Genomic DNA, 20,934 nt, shown 5'->3' on the forward strand with positions numbered 1-20,934 from the left:
CGGTACGGCGAATTGCGGCCTCCCGGGGGTGCCGGGCGGCAGGTCGCGGGCGCGCGAGTGGTTAGGGTGCCGGGAACCGTCCCACCGAGAGGAGCACCGATGTCCCCCACCTGGCCCGCCGGTCCGAAGCGGGTGCTGGTCGTCGGCATCGACGGCGTCCGGCTCGACCTGCTGCCGTCGCTGCACACCCCGCACCTGGACGCGGTGGCCGGGGCCGGCTTCCTCGCCGCGGTACAGGTGGACGAGGCGACGCCGACGATGTCCGGGCCGTGCTGGGCGACGGTGGTGACCGGGGTCGGGGTGGCCAAGCACGGCGTGTTCGGCAACCACTTCGGCGGCAACCGGCTGGACGTCTTCCCGGACTTCACCACCCGGCTGGCGGCCGTGCACCGGCGCCGGACCTTCGCCGCGGGCGGCTGGGAGCCGCTGTTCCTGGCCCGCAGCGGCGGTCCGCTGTTCGCGGCACCCGGCCGGCTGGCGTACATCGCGCCGCTGGAGGACACCCCGGAGGCGTGGGAGGTCTGCGACGAGCGGGTGACCGCCGAGGCCGAGTACGTGCTGGGGCGCAGCGACGACGATCCGCAGGCCTCGTTCGTCTACCTGGGCGCGGTCGACGAGACGGCGCACTTCCTCGGCTGCGGCGAGGAGTACCGGCGTTCGGTGGAGACGGCGGACGTCCGGCTGGGCCGGCTGCTGGCGGCCGTCCGCGGCCGTTCCTCGTACGACGCGGAGGAGTGGACGGTGATCGTGGTGACCGACCACGGGCACCTGGACGGCGGCGGCCACGGCGGGCGCACCGACGTGGAGCGCACGGCGTGGATCGCGGCCTTCGGCCCGGGGATCGTCCCGGGCGGCCCGGTGCTGCCGCTGCACCACACCGACGTGGCGGCGCACGTGTACGCGGCCCTGGAGATCGTGCCCGACCCGCACTGGACGCTGGACGGACGCCCGTTCACCCCGGCGGCCCTGCCGGTCGCGGCGGTCTGACGGCCGCTCACCGGCCCGGCGCCGGTCGCCGGGCCGGTGGCCGTCACAGCGCCGACACCAGGTGGGCCGAGACCACCACGTTGCCCTGGTAGCCGGTGGCGCGGGTGTAGCCGCCGCCGCAGGTGACGACGCGCAGTTCGGGCCGGGCGGTGGCGCGGTAGACCCGGTCTGCGGGGAAGCCGGCCTTGGGCAGCACCTCGACGGTGTCGACGGTGAAGCGGGCGGTGCTGCCGTCGGCGCGCAGCACGTCGAGGGTGTTGCCGCGGTGGAGCGAGCCGAGCGCCCAGAAGACGGCGGGGCCGCGGTCGGTGTCGACGTGGCCGACCAGCAGGGCGTTCCCGGCGGCGCCGGGTGCGGTGCCGAGTCGGTACCAGCCGGCGAGGTTGCGGTCACCGACCGGCGGCACCTGGAGTCCGCCGGCCGCGTCGAGGCCGACCCCGGTGACGGGGGCGTCGACGCCGATCGCCGGGATGCGCAGCCGGGTGGGCCGGGAGAAGGGCATCGCGGCCGGTCCCGCCCCGGCCGGGGTGGCCGTCCCGGCCGCCGTCGGTGCGGCGGCGGGCCGGGCGTCGGCCGCGGCGGGGGCGGGCGGGGCCTGGGTGCGGGTGCCGTCGTGCACCAGCCAGGCACCGACGGTGGCGGCGGCCGTGGCCGCGGCGAGGGCCGCGTGGGCCCCGCGGGTCGGGGTTCGTCGCACCGTCGGTGCCTCCTGCGGCGGTCGTCCGGTCAGGCCCGGGCGGTGTGCCGGCGGCGCAGGACGACGGCGCCGCCGGCGAGGCCGGCCGCGAGTAGGGCCCCGCCGGCGGCAGTCTCGACCGGGTCCGCCCCGAGGACTCCGCCGCCGCCGCCGGCGAGGGAGGGCCCCGTGGGGACGGACGCGGTGGTGGTCGGGAAGAGCTCGGGGCCACAGGTGACGGCGGCGGAGGCGCCGCCGACGGTCACCTCGACGGTGTCGGCGCTCTTGGTGAGCACCTTCGTGCCGGCGGCGGTGGTGAAGCTGGTCCCCGGTGCGCCGGGGACGTGCTCGCCCTGGGCGTCGACGACGCGGACCTCGCCGACGCCGGCGCAGGCGACGACGTCGCCGTTCACCAGTTCCAGACTGCCGCCCTCGGTGCGGCCCTTGAACGGCGTTCCCGTGCCGCCGTCCGCGAACGCGGCGCCCGCGCCGGCGGTGAGCAGGGCCAGTACTCCGCAGGCCACGGCAGCGGCCGCACCCGCCCTCGTCCTGATCGACATCCGTCCTCCTTGCCCGTGGAACCGCGACGTCTCCGCGCTTCCCTGGCCCCACAGGGTCCCGGACCCGGGACGGACATACCACCGCCAATCGGGTGTTTATGACGACAACTCACATAATCCGCTTACGAATTGTCAGGGTTCCGGCAGCCCCGGCGGTGCGGTCGCGGCGCGAACGGTCAGCCGAGGTCGAGCTGCTCCCCCGCCGCGAGCTGCGCGAACGCGGCGCCGGTGCCCGGCCCGCCCTCGCCGAGCAACCGGCCGTGCACCATCTGCCCGATGTCGCTCAGCACGGCCTCGTGGATCGCCAACGCCCGCTCCGGGCCGGCCTCCCGGACGTAGTCGATCAGCTCCGAGACCTTGGTCCAGGGGCCGGCGATCGGCAGCAGCAGGGTGTCCACCGGGTGCGGCGGCACGGTCAGTGCGTCACCGGGGTGGAAGAGCCGGCCGTCGAGCAGGAAGCCGATGTTGCCGACACGCGGGACGTCGGGGTGGATGACGGCGTGCCACTCGCCGTGCACACTCACGCCGAGGCCGTCGATGTCGAAGGCGTCGCCCTCGCCGACCACGGAGACCCGCGCACCGACGCCCTCCAGCTGCGCGGCCACCGCACGGTTGGTCCAGATCCGCAGGCCGGGCTGCGCCTCGACGGCGGCGCGCAGCCGGTCCTCGGCGAAGTGGTCCATGTGTTCGTGGGTGATCAGGACGGCGTCCGCGCCCCGGGTGGCGTCGGCCTCGGTGAACGCTCCGGGGTCGATGACGACGGTGGTGCCCTGGTGTTCGATCCGGACGCAGGCATGTCCGAGCTTGGTCAGTCGCATGGGGAAAACACTACAGCAATGCTGCACAGTTTGGCTGCAGGAAATTCCCGGTAGCATGATCCCCATGGACGAGGTCGACCCCCTGGAACTGGCCGCAGAGCTGCGCACCGCCATCGGCACCCTGGTACGCACCCTCCGCCCCGGCGACGAACTGCCGCAGAACCAGGCCGCCGTCCTCGGCTGGCTGGTCCGCGAGGGCCCCCGCACCACCAGCGAACTGGCCGCCCTCCAGCGGGTCCGCCACCAGTCGATGGCCCGGACGGTCGCCCTGCTCGGCGAGGCCGGCCTGGTCGAGCAGCGGCCGCACGAGACCGACGGCCGCAAGCTGCTGATCACCGCCACCGAGGCCGGCACCGCCGCGATGCACGCCCAACGCGCCCGCCGCGAGGGCACCATCGCGACCGCCCTCACCGAACGACTCACCCCCGAGGAACGCCACCTCCTCCACCGGGCCGTCCCCCTCCTCCGCAAACTGGCCTGAGCCCGGAGCGACTCACCCAGGCGCACACGGGTACCCCCTCACCCGGACGGGCGCATGCCGGAGGGCCTGCCTTCGCGTTGGGCAGGCCGCCCGATCCGCGCATCCGAAGGGACGCCCGCCATGACCCCCGTCCGCACCGCCCTGGTCCTCGCCGCCGCCGTCTGCGGTCTGCTGCTGGGCACCGCGGGAGCCGCCTCCGCGTGCGGCCCGCTCGACGTCGCCGCCGGCCTGGCCCCGGGCTTCGGCAACGCCTGCGTCAACCGCTGACCGGACGGCCCCGCCGGGGCCGCGTTCAGCGGGCCAGCGCGACCTGCTCCGCCTCGACCTCGGCCTCGACCCCGACCTGCTCCGCCTCGGCGCGCTGCCCGGGCAGCACCGCCCGCGCGCCGAGCGGCGGCAGTTCCACGTGCTCGCTCAGCCCGATCTTCCGGTGCAGCCTGCGCAGCGGCGCCGGCGCCCACCAGTTGAACTCGCCGGCCAGGCTCATCGCGGCCGGCACCAGCAGGCACCGCACCAGGGTCGCGTCCACCGCGACGGCCACCGCGAGGGCGATGCCCATCTGCTTGACCATGAGCATCTGCCCGGCGGCGAACCCGGCGAAGACGATCACCATCAGCAGCGCCGCCGAGGTGATGATCTTGCCGCTGCGCTGCAGGCCGAGCTGGACGGACCGGGTGCAGCCGTGCCCCTGGTCGTACAGCTCCTTGATCCGGGCGAGCAGGAAGACCTCGTAGTCCATCGAGAGCCCGAACGCGAAGGCGAAGACCAGGACCGGGACGAAGGTCTCCAGCCCGCCCGAGGGGGTGAAGCCGAGCAGGCCGCTGAACCAGCCGTGCTGGAAGACCATGGTCAGCGCGCCGAGCGAGGCGCCCAGCGACAGCAGGTTCATCAGCAGCGCCTTGACCGGCATCACCACCGACCCGGTCATCAGGAACAGCAGCACCAGGGTGCCGAACGCGACCAGGCCGAGCGCCCAGGGCCCGCGGGTGGCGACCTCGTGCTGGAAGTCGGCGACCGAGGCCGCGTCGCCGGTGACGTAGGTGGTGAGCCCGCCGCGGTGGTCCCGCAGCTCGCCGACGACCTTCTTGGCCTGGGCGCCCTGCGGGTCGCCCTTCACCAGCACGTCGACGGTGGTGAGGCCGTCGCCGACCGGGGTGACCGCGCGGACACCGGCGACGCCCGGCAGCCCGGCGACCACGTCGTCGGCGTACGCCTGCGCGGTCTTCTGGTCGCTCTTCACGACCACGGTGATCGGGGCGGCGGCCTGCTCGGGGAAGCGCTGCGCGACGGTGTCGGCGACCTGCCGGGAGGCGAAGGACTTGGGCAGCACGTCGGCGCCGGAGCTGCGCGGGTGGGCGCCGAGGAAGGGCGCGCCGGCCGCGGTCAGCAGCGCCACGCAGATCAGCATCACCGGCAGCGCGCGCTTCTGGACGCGCCGCACCGTCCGCGAGAAGAAGCCCTCGTCGGGCACCGGCTCGGTCGGCGCCTTGATCCTCCGGCCGACGAAGCCCAGCAGCGCCGGGACGAGGGTGAGGGCGGCCGCGGCCGCGATCACCACGACGCTCACACCGGCCACGCCGACCGCACGGAACACCGGGCTGGTGAAGACGAACAGGCCGGACAGGGCGACCGCGACGGTCAGCCCGGAGAAGGCGACGGTGCGCCCGGCGGTGGCCGCGGTGCGCTCCACGGCCTGCGCGACGGTGGCACCGTGGCCCCGCTCCTCGCGGAAGCGGTTGACCATCAGCAGCGCGTAGTCGATGGAGAGTCCGAGGCCGAGCACGGTGGCGATCGGCAGCACGCTGGTGTCGATGTCCATGATCCGGCTGAAGCCGAACATGGCGAGCAGCGCGCCGCCGACCGAGGCGATCGCGCCGATGCCCGGCAGGCCGGCCGCGGCGAGGCCGCCGAAGACCAGCACCATGACGATCAGGGTCAGCGGCAGGGTGACGATCTCGCCGAAGCGGGTGTCCTTCTCGGTCTGCGCCTTGACCTCCTGCTCCAGCACGAGGTCGCCGCCGACGGTCACATGGGTGCCGGCCGCGTCGATCGCGTCCAGCCGCTCGGTCACGGCGTCCAGCTGCGCGGGGGTCGAGGCGTCGGCCATCCGTACGGCGACGAGGCTCGCTCGGCCGTCCGCGGCGGCCATGCCCGGGGTGCCCGAGTAGGCGTCGGCCACCGAGACCACGCCCGGCAGGTGGGAGATCTCGGCGGTCGCGGCGGTGACCGCGGCCCGTACCTTCTCGTCGGTGACCGGCGAGCCGTCCACCACGGCGGTGACGGTGCCCTTGACCGGATCCGCGGCCTGGACGGCGGCGGTGCCGCGGGCGGCCTCGGAGCCGCCGGAGCCGCCGCCGGCGACCGTCCCCTCGAAGACCCGGCCGCCGATCAGCACGCCGGCCGCGAGGACGAGCGCCCAGAAGGCGAGCACCCAGCGGCGGTGGCGGAAGCACGCCCGGCCGAGGGCTGCGAGCCGCCCGCCGACACGGTGGTCGGCGGGCGCGGGCACGGCGGCGGGGGAAGGCGATGCGGCAGCGAGGGGATTGCGCATGAAGGAGCCTTTCGGGCAGTTCCCCTCAATGTAGGCGCAAAGTCCGATTCGTCCTATAGACGGATGATGAGCCCCATCTCACAATTCCTGTGACGTAAGCGACATATAAGAAATAGCGGACAACAAAGCGGAACCCCCGCCCGGTCGATGCCGGGCGGGGGTTCCGCCTGCTACTGCTCAGCCCTCAGGCTGCGCGCACTGCGATCAGCTCTGGCCGCCGGCCAGCTTCTCGCGGAGCGCGGCGAGCGCCTCGTCCGAAGCGAGAGCGCCGGAGCCCTCGTCGCTGCTGGAGGAGTACGAGCCGCCACCGGAGACCGGGGCCTCCTCGCCGGCCTCGGCGGCAGCCGCGGCGTCGGCCTCACGGCTCTTGATGACCTGGGCCTGGTGCTGCTCGAAGCGGGCCTGGGCCTCGGCGTACTGCCGCTCCCACTCCTCGCGCTGCTTCTCGAAGCCGGGCAGCCAGTCGTTCGCCTCGGGGTCGAAGCCCTCCGGGTAGATGTAGTTGCCCTGGTCGTCGTAGGACGCGGCCATGCCGTACAGGGTCGGGTCGAACTCGACCGACGCCGGGTCGGCACCGAGGGACTCGTTGGCCTGCTTCAGCGAGAGGCTGATGCGACGACGCTCGAGGTCGATGTCGATGACCTTGACGAAGATCTCGTCGCCGACCTGGACGACCTGCTCCGGGATCTCGACGTGGCGCTCGGCCAGCTCCGAGATGTGGACCAGGCCCTCGATGCCCTCGTCCACGCGGACGAACGCACCGAACGGAACCAGCTTGGTGACCTTGCCGGGGACGACCTGGCCGATCTGGTGCGTCCGGGCGAACTGCTGCCACGGGTCCTCCTGGGTCGCCTTCAGCGACAGGGAGACACGCTCGCGGTCCATGTCGACGTCGAGGACCTCGACGGTGACCTCCTGGCCCACCTCGACGACCTCGGACGGGTGGTCGATGTGCTTCCAGGACAGCTCGGAGACGTGCACCAGGCCGTCGACGCCACCCAGGTCCACGAAGGCACCGAAGTTGACGATCGAGGAGACGACGCCGGAGCGCACCTGGCCCTTCTGGAGGGTGGTGAGGAAGGTCTGGCGGACCTCGCTCTGGGTCTGCTCCAGCCAGGCACGGCGGGACAGGACCACGTTGTTGCGGTTCTTGTCCAGCTCGATGATCTTGGCCTCGAGCTCCTTGCCGACGTACGGCTGGAGGTCGCGGACGCGGCGCATCTCGACCAGCGAGGCCGGCAGGAAGCCGCGGAGGCCGATGTCGAGGATGAGACCACCCTTGACGACCTCGATGACGGTACCGGTGACGATGCCGTCCTCTTCCTTGATCTTCTCGATCGTGCCCCAGGCACGCTCGTACTGAGCGCGCTTCTTGGACAGGATGAGGCGACCCTCCTTGTCCTCCTTCTGGAGAACCAGGGCCTCGATGTTGTCGCCGACGGAGACAACCTCGTGGGGGTCGACGTCGTGCTTGATCGAGAGCTCGCGGGACGGGATGACACCCTCGGTCTTGTAACCGATGTCGAGGAGCACCTCGTCACGGTCGACCTTCACGATGACGCCCTCAACGATGTCGCCGTCGTTGAAGTACTTGATGGTCTCGTCAATGGCGGCGAGGAAGGCCTCGGCGTCGCCGATGTCGTTGACCGCAACCTGCGGGGTGGTGCTGACAGAGGTGTCGGTGGGGCTCGTCATTAGGAAAAGGGCTCCGGTACGGACATGAAGTCGTAGGTAATGCCACGCGGAGGGCCCGTATCGCTCCCACCGAAAGCCGGACAGCCAAGAACACGGCGCACCGACCCCCATGAGAAATCCTGAAGGACAGGTGTCCGTCTTGCAGACCGTGGGGTCTTCGACAGATGCGAGCGCGACCTGCTCCGTCCGAGGCGCGCAGGCCCGCAGCGCAACTTGTAGCATACGGGGACAGCCGGGCACGGTCAACGCGAAGAGCGTCGAGACCGGTGGAGGCCGGGATGGATCAGGCCATATCCTCCAACAGCGCACCAGAACGGCGGCTGTCGCAGGGGGATGTCCCCGGATGCCACCACCCCGACCCGGTCCCGTACGGAGCCGGTTCACGGCAGCGGCGCTTCCGCACCCCACACCCTACGCGACGGGCCTCAGCATCGTGACCACCACCCCCGACCACTTCGCCGACGACGACCGTGACCGGCACGGGCAAGGCGACCACGGCGACCACGGCGAGGAGGACGACGCCGTGCGGCGCACGGCCGGCCCCGGCGAGTCCAGCCGGGCCAGCCGCCACTGGTGGGACCGGAACGCCGACGAGTACCAGGACGAGCACGGCGCCTTCCTCGGCGACGACCGCTTCACCTGGTGCCCCGAGGGCCTCGACGAGGCCGACGCCCGGCTGCTCGGCGACCCCGCCGCGCTGAAGGGCCTCGACGTGCTGGAGATCGGCGCCGGCGCCGCCCAGTGCTCCCGCTGGCTCGCCGCCCGCGGCGCCCGCCCGGTCGCGCTCGACATCTCCTTCCGCCAGCTGCAGCACTCCCGGCGGATCGACCTCGTCCGCGGCGGCGACCCCGTCGCCGTCGTCCAGGCCGACGCCGCGGTGCTGCCCTTCGCCGACGGCTCCTTCGACCTCGCCTGCTCCGCCTACGGCGCGGTGCCGTTCTCCGCCGACACCGGCGCCCTGATGCGCGAGGTCCACCGGGTGCTGCGGCCCGGCGCCCGCTGGGTCTTCTCGGTGACCCACCCGATCCGCTGGGCCTTCCCCGACGAGCCCGGCGTCGAGGGCCTCACCGCCACCGCCTCGTACTTCGACCGCACCCCCTACGTCGAGCAGGACGAGCAGGGCCGCGCGACCTACGTCGAGCACCACCGCACCCTCGGCGACCGGGTCCGCGAGCTCAGCACCGCCGGCTTCCGGCTGCTCGACCTCGTCGAGCCGGAGTGGCCCGAGGGCCTCGACCAGGAGTGGGGCGGCTGGTCGCCGCTGCGCGGCCGGCTGATCCCCGGCACCGCGATCTTCGTCGCGCAGCGGGGCTGACCGCCGGTGCGTCCCGCCGGCCTCGAACTGCCCGTCCGCACCGCCGTCCCGCCGCTGCAGCGCGCCCTCGCCGGGCACGGCGCCGCGGTGCTCGCCGCACCGCCGGGATCCGGCAAGACCACCCTCGTCCCGCTGGCGCTCGCCGGGCTCGCCGAGGGCCTGCCCGGACCCGCCCGCCGCGTCCTGGTCGCCGAGCCCCGCCGGCTCGCGGTGCGCGCCGCGGCCCGCCGGATGGCCTGGCTGCTCGGCGGCGCCGTCGGCGAGCAGGTCGGCCTCACCGTCCGCGGCGAGCGGAAGGTCGGGCCGCGGACGGTGGTCGAGGTGGTCACCACCGGCGTCCTGCTGCAACGGCTGCAGCGCGACCCGGAGCTGCCCGGCGTCGACGCCGTCGTCCTCGACGAGTGCCACGAGCGGCACCTGGACGCCGACACCGCGCTGGCCTTCCTGCTCGACGTCCGGGCGGCGCTGCGGCCGGAGCTGCAGCTGGTGTGCGCCTCCGCGACGTCCGACACGGCGGCCTGGGCTGAGCTGCTCGGCGGCGCGCCGGTGGTCGAGGCGCACGGCGTCTCCCACCCGGTCGAGGTGGTGCGGGCGCCGCCGCCGCGCGCCGTCCGGCCGCCGCACGGCACCCGGACGGATCCGCTGCTGCTCGACCACGTCGCCGCCACCGTCCGCCGGGCGCTCGCCGAACGCGAGGGCGACGTGCTCTGCTTCCTGCCCGGCGTCGGCGAGATCGCCCGGGTCGCCGGGCTGCTCGGCACCGGCACCGAGGTCCTGCAGCTGCACGGGCGGGCGCCGCAGGCCGTCCAGGACGCCGCGCTCACCCCCGGCGGGCGGCGCCGCGTCGTGCTCGCCACCTCGGTCGCCGAGTCCTCGCTGACGGTGCCGGGCGTGCGGATCGTCGTCGACTCCGGTCTCGCCCGGGAGCCGCGCACCGACCACGCCCGCGGCCTCGCCGGGCTGGTCACCGTCCGTGCCTCGCTCGCCGCCGCCCGGCAGCGCGCCGGCCGGGCCGGCCGCGAGGGCCCCGGCACCGTCTACCGGTGCTGGGCCGAGGCCGAGGACGCCCGCGCGCAGCCCTTCCCCACGCCCGAGATCGGCCTCGCCGACCTCACCGGCTTCGCCCTGCAGGCGGCCTGCTGGGGCGACCCGGACGCCCGCGGCCTCGCCCTGCCCGACCCGCCGCCCACCGGCGCGATGGCCGCCGCCCGCGAGACCCTGCGGGCCCTCGGCGCCGTGGACGCCGACGGCAGGGCCACCGACCGCGGCCGCCGGATCGTCCGCACGGGCCTGCACCCCCGGCTCGCCCGCGCCCTCCTCGACGGCACCGAGCTGGTCGGCGCCCGGCGCGCCGCCGAGCTCGTCGCCCTGCTCTCCGAGGAGCCGCCGCGCGCCCTCGGCGACGACCTGCTCGCCGTCTGGCGGACCGTCCGCGGCGCCGACGACCCGTACGCCCGCCGCTGGCGGGACGAGACCCGGCGGCTGCGGCAGGACGGCACCGGGCCCGCCGGGGTGGCCGACGAGGCCGCGGCCGGGCTGGTCGTCGCGCTCGCCCACCCCGAACGGATCGCCCGGGCCCGCGGCGGCGACCGCGGCTACCTGATGGCCTCCGGCACCGCCGCGGAGCTCGGCCCCGGTTCGCTGCTCGGCGGCGCCGAGTGGCTCGCGGTCGCGGTGGCCGACCGCCCGGCGGGCTCGCCGTCCGCCCGGGTGCAGCGGGCCGTCGCCCTGGACGAGGCCACCGCCCGGCGGGCCGGCGCCGCCCTGGTGACCGAACGCGAGGAGGTGCACTGGTCGGCCCGCGAGGGCGGGCTCACCGCCCGGCGGGTCGCCCGGCTCGGCGCGGTCGAGCTGACCGCGGCGCCGCTCACCGACCCGGACCCGGTGCTGGTGCGGGCCGCCCTGCTGGACGGCCTCGCCCGGGAGGGCGTCGGCACCCTGCTCAGCTGGCCGCCGGCCGCGGACGGGCTGCGGGAGCGGCTGGCCTTCCTGCACCGCGTGCTCGGCGACCCGTGGCCGGACGTCTCCGACGACGCCCTGCTGGAGCGGGCCGGCGACTGGCTGGAACCGGAGCTCTCGCGGGCCCGGCGGCGGGCCGACCTCGGCCGGATCGACACCGCCGCCGCCCTGCAGCGGCTGCTGCCCTGGGCGGGCGGCGAGGCCGGCCGACTGGACGAGCTGGCGCCCGAGCGGATCGCCGTCCCGAGCGGATCGCGGATCCGGGTGGACTACTCCGGCGAGCGTCCCGTCCTCGCCGTGAAGCTCCAGGAACTGTTCGGCTGGCAGGCGGCGCCGGCGCTGGCGGGCGGTCGCGTCCCGCTCACCGTGCACCTGCTCTCCCCCGCCGGCCGCCCGGCAGCGGTCACCGGCGACCTCGCGTCCTTCTGGCGGGACGGCTACCGGGCCGTCCGCGCCGACCTCCGCGGCCGCTACCCCCGCCACCCCTGGCCGGAGGACCCCACCACCGCCGAGCCCACCCGCCGGGCCAACCCGCGCAAGTGATCGACGGCCCGCCGGTGCGCCGGGCGGAGGCGCCCGGCCGGTCCGGGAGCGGCGGCCCGACGGGATCCGGGCCGTGGGCCCCCGCGAGGCAGCGGTACGCGCTCGACGGCACGCCTAGCGGGGCAGCGGGGTGCCGGTCTTCACCGGGTCGCAGGTCATGATCTCGCCGGCGGGGTTGGTCGCGCAGGTGCCGCCGCGGGTGGCGCTGCCGCCGTCGCTGCGCGGGTCGTCCGTACCGGGGCTGATCTGCCAGCGGGGCGTCGCGGCGGCCCGGCGGGTCGGTGCGCCGGCCTTGGCCGTCCGGGGCACGGTCGCCCGGGGCGAAGCCGCGTGGGCGGGGGCCGCGGACGGGGACGCCGTCGGAGTCGGGGTCGGCTCCGGCGCGGACGGGAGGGCCGTGCCGGCCGACGGGACGGCCGGACTCGCGGACGGCACCGGCGTCGGCGTGGGCGGGGCGGAGACGGCCGGCACCGGTCGGGCGGCGGGCGGGTGCTCCGGGCCGCCCGACAGCGCCCAGGCGCTGCCGCCCAGGGCCAGCAGCGCCGCACCGGCACCGGCACCGGCACCGATCAGCAGCGGGCGCCGGCGGCCCCGCACGGCTCTCGCGTCCTCGTCCATCTCCGCGCTCCTCTGCGATCTTGAATCGGGGGTGCGCGGATTCTAGGGCCGACCGGGCCCCCGCCCCCACGAGGGGTCGGGGGCCCGGTCGGAGGCTCAGTGGGCGGCAGCCTCCCAGTTCGGGCCGGAGCCGACGGAGACGTCGAGCGGGGCACGCAGCGGGTAGGCACCGGCCATCTGCTCGCGGACGAGCGCCTCGACCTGCTCGCGCTCGCCGGGGACGACCTCCAGCACGATTTCGTCGTGCACCTGGAGGAGCATCCGGGAGCCGAGGCCGGCCGCGGTGAGGGCGCGGTCGACGTTCAGCATGGCGATCTTGACGATGTCGGCCGCCGAACCCTGGATCGGCGCGTTGAGGGCCATCCGCTCGGCCATCTCGCGGCGCTGCCGGTTGTCGCTGGTGAGGTCGGGCAGGTAGCGGCGGCGGCCGAGCAGGGTCTCGGTGTAGCCGACCGCGCGGGCCTCCTCGACGACGTTGTGCAGGTAGTCGCGGACGCCGCCGAACCGCTGGAAGTAGGTGTCCATCAGGCCCTGGGCCTCGGCGGGCTTGATGCCGAGCTGCTGCGAGAGGCCGTACGCGGAGAGGCCGTAGGCGAGGCCGTAGGACATCGCCTTGATCTTGCGGCGCATCTCGGCGTCGACGGCGTCCCGGGCGACCTCGAACACCTGGGAGGCGACGGTGGTGTGCAGGTCCTCGCCGCTGAGGAAGGCCTCGATCAGGGCCTCGTCCTCGGAGAGGTGGGCCATGATGCGCAGCTCGATCTGCGAGTAGTCCGCGGTGAGCAGCGACTCGTAGCCCTCGCCGACGACGAAGGCGCGGCGGATCGCGCGGCCCTCCTCGGTGCGGACGGGGATGTTCTGCAGGTTCGGGTCCTGCGAGGAGAGCCGGCCGGTGGCGGCGACCATCTGGTTGAAGGTGGTGTGGATGCGGCCCTGCGGGGAGACCGTCTTGAGCAGGCCCTCGACGGTGGTCCGCAGCTTGGCCTGGTCCCGGTGGCGGAGCAGGATCACCGGGAGCTCGTTGGTGGTCTGGGTGGCCAGCCAGGTGAGCGCGTCGGCGTCCGTGGTGTAGCCGGTCTTGATCTTCTTGGTCTTGGGCAGGCCGAGCTCGCCGAAGAGGATCTCCTGGAGCTGCTTGGGCGATCCCAGGTTGAAGGGGTGGCCGGCGGCGGCGTGCGCCTCGTCGACGCAGCGCTGGATCTCGGCGGCGAACTGGGTCTCCAGGCCGGTGAGCCAGTCGCGGTCTGCGGCGATGCCGTAGCGCTCCATCCGGGCGAGCAGCTCGGCGATCGGCAGTTCCATGTCGTGGAAGAGCCCGGCGGCGCCGACCTCGGCGAGCCGGCCGTCGAACAGCTCGGCGAGGTCGAGGATCGCCCGGGCCTGGACCATCAGCGCGCGGGCGGCGGCGCCGGAGTCCTCCTCCGGGGCGTCGAAGGAGAGCTGGCCGGTCTCGGCCGCGGCGGCCGGGGCCAGCGAGCGGGCGAGGTACTCCTCGGCGAGGACGTCGAGGGTGAAGGTGCGCCGGCCGGGCTTCTCCAGGTAGGCGGCGAGGGCGGTGTCGGCGGTGACGCCGCCGATCCGCCAGCCCTGCTCGGCGAAGGCGCGCATGACGTGCTTGGCGATGTGCAGCGCCTTGGGGTGCTCCGGGTCGGCGAGCCAGGCGGTGAAGGCCTGGTCGTCGGCCTGGTCGAGGGCGGCCGGGTCGAACCAGGCCGCGGCGTCGCCGGCGGCGAGGGCGACCTCCTGGACGCGGCCGGTGCCGAGCGCCCAGGTGTAGACGGCGGCGATCGCGGTGCGGTCCTTGCCGTGCTCGGCGAGCCAGGCGGTGAGGGCGCCCGGCTCGGTCAGCACGTCGCCGTCGACCTCGGGGCCGGCGACGGTCTCCGGGGCCTCGGTCTCGGCGGCGCCGGCCGGGTCCATGGCGTAGACACGCTCGCGGAAGTTCGGGTTGCGGAACTCCAGCGACTCCATGATCTGGCCGACGGCCGGCTTGTCGAAGGGCCGGCGGGCGAGGTCGGCGACGCCGAGCGGCAGGTGGACGTCGCGCACCAGCTCGGTGAGGATGCGGTTGCGCTTGACCGAGTCGAGGTGCTCGCGGAGCTTCTCGCCGATCTTGCCCTTGACCTCGTCGGCGCGGGCGACCAGCTCGTCGAAGGAGCCGAACTGGTTGACCCACTTCGCGGCGGTCTTCTCGCCGACGCCGGGGATGCCGGGCAGGTTGTCGGACGGGTCGCCGCGCAGCGCCGCGAGGTCGGGGTACTGGGTGGGGGTGACGCCGTACTTCTCGGCGACCTTCTCGGGCGTGTAGCGGGTGAGCTCGGAGACGCCCTTGGTCGGGTAGAGCACGGTGACCCGCTCGTCGACGAGCTGGAGGGAGTCCCGGTCGCCGGTGACGATCTGCACCTCGAAGCCGTCGGCGGCGGCGGCCGTGGCCAGGGTGGCGATGACGTCGTCGGCCTCGAAGCCCTCGGCGGTGATCCGCGGGATGTGCATGGCGTCGAGCAGCTCGCCGATCAGGCCGACCTGGCTGCGGAACTCGTCCGGGGTGGCGGCGCGGTTGGCCTTGTAGTCCGGGAACTCCGCGGAGCGGAAGGTCTGCCGGGAGAGGTCGAAGGCGACCGCGAGGTGGGTGGGCCGCTCGTCGCGCACCGTGTTGGCCAGCATCGAGGCGAAGCCGTACACGGCGTTGGTCGGCTGCCCGGTGGTGGTGTTGAAGTTCTCCACGGGCAGCGCGTAGAAGGCCCGGTAGGCCATCGAATGCCCGTCGAGCAGCATCAGCCGGCGCTGCCCGCCGCCCGCCGCGTCCCCACCTGCGTCCGGCACAGCCCTGTCCGCACCCTGCACAGCCACGTCAACGTCCGTTCCTGCCGGTTCCTCTGCCACACCTCGATCCTAGGGCGCGGCACCGACACGGACCGCCACCGTGCCGGGGCCCCGGCGGTGTCGGCCCTGGCCGCCCCGGGGCCCGCGGGCCGGTCGTACGATCACAGACAGCACGACGACGTGACCCCCACCGGCAGGAGCACCATGACCGACGCGGCCCCCGTAGTACTGAACGTGCCCCAGGACGTCCTCGACCACTTCGCGAAGCTCGGGGTCAGCCCGGAGACCTTCTCCGGCGGGCACCTGGGCGAGAAGCTCGGCATCCGGATCACCGAGGCCTCGCCGGACCGGGTGGTGGGCACGATGCCGGTCGAGGGCAACCAGCAGCCGTACGGGCTGCTGCACGGCGGCGCCTCGGCCGCGCTGGCCGAGACGATCGGGTCGATCGGCGCGATGCTGCACGCCGGGCCGGGTCGGTACGCGGTGGGCGTCGACCTCAACGCCACCCACCACAGGTCGGCCACCTCCGGCCTGGTGACGGGCGTGGCCACGGCCGTCTTCAAGGGCCGCACCGCCGCGACGTACGAGATCGCGATCACCGACGACACCGGCCGGCGGATCACCAGCTGCCGGCTGACCTGCATGCTGCGCGACCTGTAGCACCCGCACCGTCGCGCGCCGTCCCGCCGCGCACCCGCCGTTCCCCGGCGGGTGCGCGGCGGTTCCGTACGGGCTCCGTTTGGGCACGGCCGGTCGGGGGCAGATCCTCCCGGACGAGGGGGCACCAGCATGTCCGGCGCACGGCACGGCGGAGCCGAACCCGGCGGTCACGGACACCTCGGCCCGATCGAGCCGGCCGAGGGGACGGAGGCACCGCCGCTCCCGCCGCTGCCCTTGCACCGGCTGCTGAGCGGACGTCAGAAGGCCGTGCTGGCCGCGGTGTTCGCCGCCGTGGTCGCGGTGCTGACGCTGCGCCACCCCGGACGCGACCCGACGCCCCCGCCCCCGGCCGTGACCGAGCCGGTGCCCTCGGTCGTCTCCCACCTGCACTACGCCGGCCCGGTGTCCCCGCCGGCCGGGCCGGGGCAGGTCTTCGCCCTCCGGGTGTCGGCGGAGGCGGACCGGCCGTACGACGTGGTGGCGGTCCGCCAGAGCTATCCCGGTTTGTCCGTCACGGTGACGGGCGGACTGCCCGTGACCGTCACGCCGGAGCGGCCGGTGCTGCTGACCGTGGAGTACCGGGTCACGGACTGCGCGGGAGCACCGCCGGACGCCGGGATGCCTTTCCTCGATGTAACGCTGCGTAACACGCGCGCAATCGAGACCGTGAGCCAGATCCTCGGCACGCAGTACGCCCGCGACCTGTCCCTGAGGCTGCATTCGGCGTGCCCGATTTCCGGTAACCGGACGCAGGTGTCCGCACACGCAGTGACGAACACTCATGTCCGATAGTCGAACACTGCCGGTAGCAGGCGTTTTCCTGTACGACACCGTTTCGGTGGGCGAGACGACACTTAGCAGCCCGCGCAGAACCGGGCGCGGATGACCAATATTCGAGATTTTCGAAGAGGTCCGCATAACAAGAGAATCACAGCATGTCCGCAGGTCTGCCGGAGCCTGCCGAAGCCGTTCTAGAGTCACGGCCAGTCACCGCGCCAACCGATCGGGCCAGGCCCCCAGCGCGCGACCCGGCACCGCCACTCCGGCGCACTGCCTACCTGATCCAGAAGGGGAACTTCGTGCGTAACCGTTCTCTGCTTGTCGTGAGCATCGCAGTCGTCGGAGCTCTCACCGTGTCGGCCTGCGGCTCCCGCGGTGAGAAGTCGGGCGCCAGCGGCGACGCCGGCGGCACCACCGTCACCATCGGCGTCGACGCCCCGCTGACCGGTCCGCTCTCCGCCCTCGGCCTCGGCATCCAGCACTCCGTCGAGCTGGCTGCCAAGATCGCCAACGACAACAAGGAAGTTCCCGGCGTCACCTTCAAGGTGAAGGCCCTGGACGACAAGAAGTCGCCCCAGGAAGGCCAGCAGAACGCCACCGCCCTGGTCGCCGACAAGAGCGTCCTCGGCGTCGTCGGCCCGCTGAACTCCGGTGTCGCCCAGTCGATGCAGCAGGTCTTCGAGTCGGCGAGCCTGGTCGAGGTCTCCCCGGCCAACACCAACCCGGCCCTGACCCAGGGCGAGAAGTTCGAGACCGAGAAGAAGCGCACCTTCAAGACGTACTTCCGCACCGCGACCACGGACGCCATCCAGGGCCCGTTCGCCGCGCAGTACGCCTACACCGACCTCGGCAAGAAGACCGCCTACCTGATCGACGACAAGAAGACCTACGGCGTGGGTCTGGTCGGCGCCTTCCAGAAGGAGTTCACCAAGCTCGGCGGCACCATCAAGGGCCAGGACCACATCGACGAGAACAACCTGGACTTCTCGGCCGTGGTCACCAAGGCCAAGGCCGCCGGCGCCGACGTGATCTACTACGGCGGCGAGTACCCGCAGTCCGGCCCGCTGTCCGACCAGCTCAAGAAGGCCGGCGTCACCGCCCCCGTCTTCGGCGGCGACGGCATGTACGACCCCGAGTACATCAACAAGGCCAACAAGAACGCCAACGGCGACTTCGCGACCTCCGTCGGCGCCCCGGTCGAGTCCCTCGACTCCGCCAAGAAGTTCGTCGCCGACTACAAGGCGGCCGGCTACTCCGACCCGTACGCGGCCTACGGCGGCTACTCCTACGACGCCGCCTGGTCGATCGTCCAGGCCGTCAAGGCCGTCGTCGCCGACAACGGCGGCAAGGTGCCGTCCGACGCCCGCGCCAAGGTCGTCACCGCGATGAGCAAGGTCGGCTTCGACGGTGTCACCGGCAAGGTCGGCTTCGACGAGTTCGGCGACGCGGTCAACAAGCAGCTCACCGTCTACACCGTCAAGGACGGCGCCTGGGCGGTCGCCAAGTCCGGCACCTACGCCGGCTGACCCACCCCCGGTTGATCCACGGCCGACCCACACGGCCGCACCCGGAGCAGCACGCAACAGAACGAACCACCGGCGGGGGCGCTGAGAACCAGCGTCCCCGCCGTCCCACAACGGTTCGTCCCCACCCCGCAAGCGAACCCCACCCCGAATCCACTCGGAGGCCCAGCGGTGCACGAACTGCCGCAGCAGCTGGCCAACGGCCTGATCCTCGGCTCCCTCTACGGGCTGATCGCGATCGGCTACACAATGGTCTACGGCATCGTCCAGCTCATCAACTTCGCCCACGGCGAGATCTTCATGACCGGTGGGTTCGGAGCCCTCACCACATACTTGGTCCTTCCCCCCGGCACCAGCCTCTGGCTCGCCCTGCCCCTGATGCTCCTGGGCGGCGTGCTGATCTCCGTGATCGTCGCCGTGGCCGCCGAGCGCTTCGCCTACCGCCCGCTGCGCGGTGCCCCGAAGCTCGCCCCGCTGATCACCGCGATCGGCCTCTCGCTCGCGCTCCAGCAGGTCGTCGAGCAGTTCTACCCGGGCGCCAAGTCCGGCCGCAGCTTCCCGCAGCTGCCCGGCGGCCCGTACCACATCGGCAGCGTCACCCTGCAGCCCGCCGACATCTTCCTCTTCGTCGCCGCCCCGCTCTGCATGGGCGCGCTCGCCGCCTTCGTCGGCAAGACCCGCACCGGCCGCGGCATGCAGGCCACCGCGCAGGACCCCGACACCGCGAAGCTGATGGGCATCAACACCGACCGCATCATCGTGATCGCGTTCGCGCTCGGTGCCGCCTTCGCCGCCGTCGCCGCGGTCGGCTGGGGCCTGCGCTACGGCCAGGTCTCCCCCACCATGGGCTTCCTCGCCGGCCTCAAGGCCTTCACCGCGGCCGTCCTCGGCGGCATCGGCAACATCTACGGCGCCATGCTCGGCGGCCTCGTCCTCGGTGTCGCGGAGGCCCTCGCCACCGCGTACATCCAGGAGATCCCCGGCATGCACCAGCTCGGCGGCGGCTCCTGGGCCAACGTCTGGGCCTTCGTCCTCCTGATCGTCGTCCTCCTCGTACGGCCACAAGGCCTACTCGGTGAGCGCGTCGCGGACCGAGCCTGAGGAACGGAGCAGCCACCATGACCACCACCAAGAGCCCCGCCCTCCCGCTGCCGCTCCCGGCCGCCAAGGCGCTCGTCCTCGCCGGCGGCCTCGCCACCGCCGCCTCCACGTTCATCCACTGGACCTGGACCTCGGAGTTCCCCGGCGACCTCACCGTCGACGGCTACCCCGGCGGCCTGCAGATCCTGACCCTCGCGGCCGGCCTGCTCATCGCCCTCTTCTCGCTCCCGCTGTACGGCGTGAAGGGCACCCGCTGGCTCACCCCCGCCGGCCCGAACGCGCCGCTGCTCGTCCTCGGCGCGGCCGCCGCGGCCACCACCTGGTTCACCCTGATCGCGATCGCCACCGAACTCGGCGGCCTCGCCAACCTGGAGCCCGGCGGCTGGATCGCCGGCGTCGCCTCCCTGCTCCCGCTGCTCGGCGCCCTCGGCCTGCCGCAGACCGGCCCCACCGTCGGACTCCCCTCCTCCGGCGGCGTCATCGCCATCGTCCGGCACTACCTCGGCTCCTTCGCCCGCCTCGTCGGCCCGAACCCCGACCTGGCCCCCGTGAAGCCGCTCAACCGCTGGGTCGAGACGCTGATCATCATCGCGGTCGCCGCCCTCGGCCTGACCGTCTTCACCTACGGCATCGTCACCGAGTACGGCGAGCTGTTCATCGGCTTCCTGATCCTCACCGCCCTCGGCACCTGGGCCCTGATGCGCGCCGGCCTCGTCTCCCGGCTGACCTCGCTCACCGCCCGCCACCGCGGCACCACCACCGCCGCCGCCTTCGCCGCGGCCGCCGCGTTCCCCTTCACCCAGAGCGACGACCACTTCGCCTCGGTCGGCGTCAACATCCTGATCTTCGCCACCGTCGCCCTCGGCCTGAACGTCGTCGTCGGCCTCGCCGGCCTCCTCGACCTCGGCTACGTCGCCTTCCTCGGCGTCGGCGCCTACGCCGCCGCCCTGGTCTCCGGCTCCACCAGCTCGCCCATCGGCCTGCACCTGCCCTTCTGGGGCGCCGCCCTGGTCGGCATGGCCGCGGCCCTGGTCTTCGGCGTCGTCATCGGCGCCCCGACCCTGCGGCTGCGCGGCGACTACCTCGCCATCGTGACCCTCGGCTTCGGAGAGATCTTCCGCATCGCGGTCAACAGCCTCGACGGCGTCTCCGGCCCCAAGGTCACCAACGGCCCGAACGGCATCCGCAACATCCCGGACCTCGACATCCTCGGGTTCGACTTCGGCCAGGCGCACACCTTCGGTGCCTTCACCCTCGGACGCTTCGCCAACTACTTCCTGCTGATGCTGCTCGTCACCGCCTTCGTCGTGACGGTCTTCAGCCGGGCGAACGACTCCCGCATCGGCCGCGCCTGGGTCGCCATCCGCGAGGACGAGACCGCCGCGCAGGCCATGGGCATCAACGGCTTCAAGCTCAAGCTGCTCGCCTTCGCCCTCGGCGCCGCGCTCGCCGGCCTCGCCGGCACCGTCATGGCCCACGTCAGCTACAGCGTCGTCCCCGACCCCTACCAGTTCGCCGGCGCCGTCCCGCCCAACAGCGCCTTCCTGGTCGCGGCCGTCGTCCTCGGCGGCATGGGCACCATCGCCGGCCCGCTCCTCGGTGCCACCCTGCTCTACCTGATCCCGGAGAAGCTCGTCTTCCTGAAGGAGTACCAGCTCCTCGTCTTCGGCATCGCGCTCGTCCTCCTGATGCGCCTGCGCCCCGAGGGCCTCATCGCCAACCGCCGCGCCCAGCTCGAGTTCCACGACAAGGACACCGACGACGCGGCCCCGGTGGAGACCGACGACGCACCCGCCAGCACCGACCCCGGCAGCACCGCCGGCCTCACCACCGCAGGGGCGTGA

The 20,934-nt window shown here is 73.5% G+C and carries 17 protein-coding genes; 10 read left to right on the forward strand and 7 right to left on the reverse strand.

The window, feature by feature from the left end; translation table 11 throughout:
- Positions 1-99 precede the first annotated feature (99 nt).
- On the forward strand, positions 100-987 hold the full coding sequence (locus IE98_RS0101055) for an alkaline phosphatase family protein (protein ID WP_030262460.1): 888 nt from the start codon (positions 100-102) through the stop codon (positions 985-987).
- Between the two features lie 43 nt (positions 988-1,030).
- Here the strand turns inward: IE98_RS0101055 and IE98_RS0101060 are convergent, their stop codons facing one another.
- The 3 genes from IE98_RS0101060 to IE98_RS0101070 form a co-directional block, all read right to left on the reverse strand.
- Positions 1,031-1,684 carry a class F sortase gene (locus IE98_RS0101060; RefSeq protein WP_030262462.1) on the reverse strand — a complete coding sequence of 218 codons (654 nt, stop codon included), beginning with the start codon at positions 1,682-1,684 and terminating at the stop codon, positions 1,031-1,033.
- 29 nt (positions 1,685-1,713) lie between these two features.
- A complete protein-coding gene (locus tag IE98_RS44125; protein ID WP_052389969.1) occupies positions 1,714-2,223 on the reverse strand; it encodes a hypothetical protein in 510 nt (169 codons plus the stop codon).
- Between the two features lie 176 nt (positions 2,224-2,399).
- On the reverse strand, positions 2,400-3,041 hold the full coding sequence (locus IE98_RS0101070) for an MBL fold metallo-hydrolase (protein ID WP_030262468.1): 642 nt from the start codon (positions 3,039-3,041) through the stop codon (positions 2,400-2,402).
- Between the two features lie 64 nt (positions 3,042-3,105).
- Between IE98_RS0101070 and IE98_RS0101075 the strand changes: the two genes are divergently transcribed.
- Both IE98_RS0101075 and IE98_RS48825 read left to right on the forward strand, forming a co-directional pair.
- A complete protein-coding gene (locus tag IE98_RS0101075) occupies positions 3,106-3,522 on the forward strand; it encodes a MarR family winged helix-turn-helix transcriptional regulator (RefSeq protein WP_030262470.1) in 417 nt (138 codons plus the stop codon).
- A 120-nt stretch (positions 3,523-3,642) separates the two neighbouring features.
- The gene (locus tag IE98_RS48825) at positions 3,643-3,789 is read left to right on the forward strand and encodes a hypothetical protein (protein ID WP_159400795.1); all 147 of its coding nucleotides are present in this window, start codon (positions 3,643-3,645) and stop codon (positions 3,787-3,789) included.
- A 25-nt stretch (positions 3,790-3,814) separates the two neighbouring features.
- On the opposite strand, the gene IE98_RS0101085 is transcribed toward IE98_RS48825, so the two are convergent.
- Together IE98_RS0101085 and rpsA are read right to left on the reverse strand one after the other, a co-directional pair.
- Positions 3,815-6,073, reverse strand: a complete 2,259-nt coding sequence (locus IE98_RS0101085; protein WP_052389970.1) for an MMPL family transporter — start codon at positions 6,071-6,073, stop codon at positions 3,815-3,817.
- Between the two features lie 204 nt (positions 6,074-6,277).
- Positions 6,278-7,768, reverse strand: coding sequence for a 30S ribosomal protein S1 (rpsA, locus tag IE98_RS0101090; RefSeq protein WP_030262476.1), 1,491 nt, complete (start codon positions 7,766-7,768; stop codon positions 6,278-6,280).
- A gap of 523 nt (positions 7,769-8,291) precedes the next feature.
- Between rpsA and IE98_RS0101095 the strand changes: the two genes are divergently transcribed.
- Both IE98_RS0101095 and hrpB read left to right on the forward strand, forming a co-directional pair.
- On the forward strand, positions 8,292-9,083 hold the full coding sequence (locus IE98_RS0101095; RefSeq protein WP_043173244.1) for a class I SAM-dependent methyltransferase: 792 nt from the start codon (positions 8,292-8,294) through the stop codon (positions 9,081-9,083).
- Between the two features lie 6 nt (positions 9,084-9,089).
- A complete protein-coding gene (gene hrpB, locus IE98_RS0101100) occupies positions 9,090-11,585 on the forward strand; it encodes an ATP-dependent helicase HrpB (RefSeq protein WP_030262489.1) in 2,496 nt (831 codons plus the stop codon).
- Positions 11,586-11,699: 114 nt separating this feature from the next.
- Here the strand turns inward: hrpB and IE98_RS44130 are convergent, their stop codons facing one another.
- Positions 11,700-12,203 carry a hypothetical protein gene (locus tag IE98_RS44130; RefSeq protein ID WP_052389971.1) on the reverse strand — a complete coding sequence of 168 codons (504 nt, stop codon included), beginning with the start codon at positions 12,201-12,203 and terminating at the stop codon, positions 11,700-11,702.
- 96 nt (positions 12,204-12,299) lie between these two features.
- Positions 12,300-14,978, reverse strand: coding sequence for a DNA polymerase I (polA, locus tag IE98_RS0101110; RefSeq protein ID WP_078660696.1), 2,679 nt, complete (start codon positions 14,976-14,978; stop codon positions 12,300-12,302).
- 252 nt (positions 14,979-15,230) lie between these two features.
- Between polA and IE98_RS0101115 the strand changes: the two genes are divergently transcribed.
- From IE98_RS0101115 to IE98_RS0101135, 5 genes are all read left to right on the forward strand, one after another.
- Positions 15,231-15,686 carry a PaaI family thioesterase gene (locus IE98_RS0101115; RefSeq protein ID WP_030262504.1) on the forward strand — a complete coding sequence of 152 codons (456 nt, stop codon included), beginning with the start codon at positions 15,231-15,233 and terminating at the stop codon, positions 15,684-15,686.
- 234 nt (positions 15,687-15,920) lie between these two features.
- Positions 15,921-16,478, forward strand: a complete 558-nt coding sequence (locus IE98_RS48830) for a Tat pathway signal sequence domain protein (RefSeq protein ID WP_159400796.1) — start codon at positions 15,921-15,923, stop codon at positions 16,476-16,478.
- 287 nt (positions 16,479-16,765) lie between these two features.
- Complete coding sequence (locus IE98_RS0101125; protein WP_030262515.1) at positions 16,766-17,992, forward strand: branched-chain amino acid ABC transporter substrate-binding protein; 1,227 nt, start codon at positions 16,766-16,768, stop codon at positions 17,990-17,992.
- A 168-nt stretch (positions 17,993-18,160) separates the two neighbouring features.
- On the forward strand, positions 18,161-19,090 hold the full coding sequence (locus tag IE98_RS0101130) for a branched-chain amino acid ABC transporter permease (RefSeq protein WP_030262518.1): 930 nt from the start codon (positions 18,161-18,163) through the stop codon (positions 19,088-19,090).
- 17 nt (positions 19,091-19,107) lie between these two features.
- Positions 19,108-20,934: a branched-chain amino acid ABC transporter permease gene (locus tag IE98_RS0101135; protein ID WP_063748844.1), complete on the forward strand. Its 1,827-nt coding sequence runs from the start codon at positions 19,108-19,110 to the stop codon at positions 20,932-20,934.

The sequence above is a fragment of the Streptomyces sp. NRRL B-24484 genome (assembly GCF_000717715.1).
In the GTDB taxonomy this organism is placed as follows: Bacteria; Actinomycetota; Actinomycetes; order Streptomycetales; family Streptomycetaceae; genus Kitasatospora.

Bases quoted from the DNA above. Each gene is read 5' to 3' on its own strand.
- IE98_RS44125 (WP_052389969.1), bottom strand. From the start codon at position 2,223: ATGTCGATCAGGACGAGGGCGGGTGCGGCCGCTGCCGTGGCCTGCGGA.
- IE98_RS0101135 (WP_063748844.1), top strand. From the start codon at position 19,108: ATGACCACCACCAAGAGCCCCGCCCTCCCGCTGCCGCTCCCGGCCGCC.
- IE98_RS0101085 (WP_052389970.1), bottom strand. From the start codon at position 6,073: ATGCGCAATCCCCTCGCTGCCGCATCGCCTTCCCCCGCCGCCGTGCCC.
- IE98_RS48825 (WP_159400795.1), top strand. From the start codon at position 3,643: ATGACCCCCGTCCGCACCGCCCTGGTCCTCGCCGCCGCCGTCTGCGGT.
- polA (WP_078660696.1), bottom strand. From the start codon at position 14,978: ATGCTGCTCGACGGGCATTCGATGGCCTACCGGGCCTTCTACGCGCTG.
- IE98_RS0101055 (WP_030262460.1), top strand. From the start codon at position 100: ATGTCCCCCACCTGGCCCGCCGGTCCGAAGCGGGTGCTGGTCGTCGGC.
- IE98_RS0101115 (WP_030262504.1), top strand. From the start codon at position 15,231: ATGACCGACGCGGCCCCCGTAGTACTGAACGTGCCCCAGGACGTCCTC.
- IE98_RS44130 (WP_052389971.1), bottom strand. From the start codon at position 12,203: ATGGACGAGGACGCGAGAGCCGTGCGGGGCCGCCGGCGCCCGCTGCTG.
- IE98_RS0101070 (WP_030262468.1), bottom strand. From the start codon at position 3,041: ATGCGACTGACCAAGCTCGGACATGCCTGCGTCCGGATCGAACACCAG.
- IE98_RS0101075 (WP_030262470.1), top strand. From the start codon at position 3,106: ATGGACGAGGTCGACCCCCTGGAACTGGCCGCAGAGCTGCGCACCGCC.
- rpsA (WP_030262476.1), bottom strand. From the start codon at position 7,768: ATGACGAGCCCCACCGACACCTCTGTCAGCACCACCCCGCAGGTTGCG.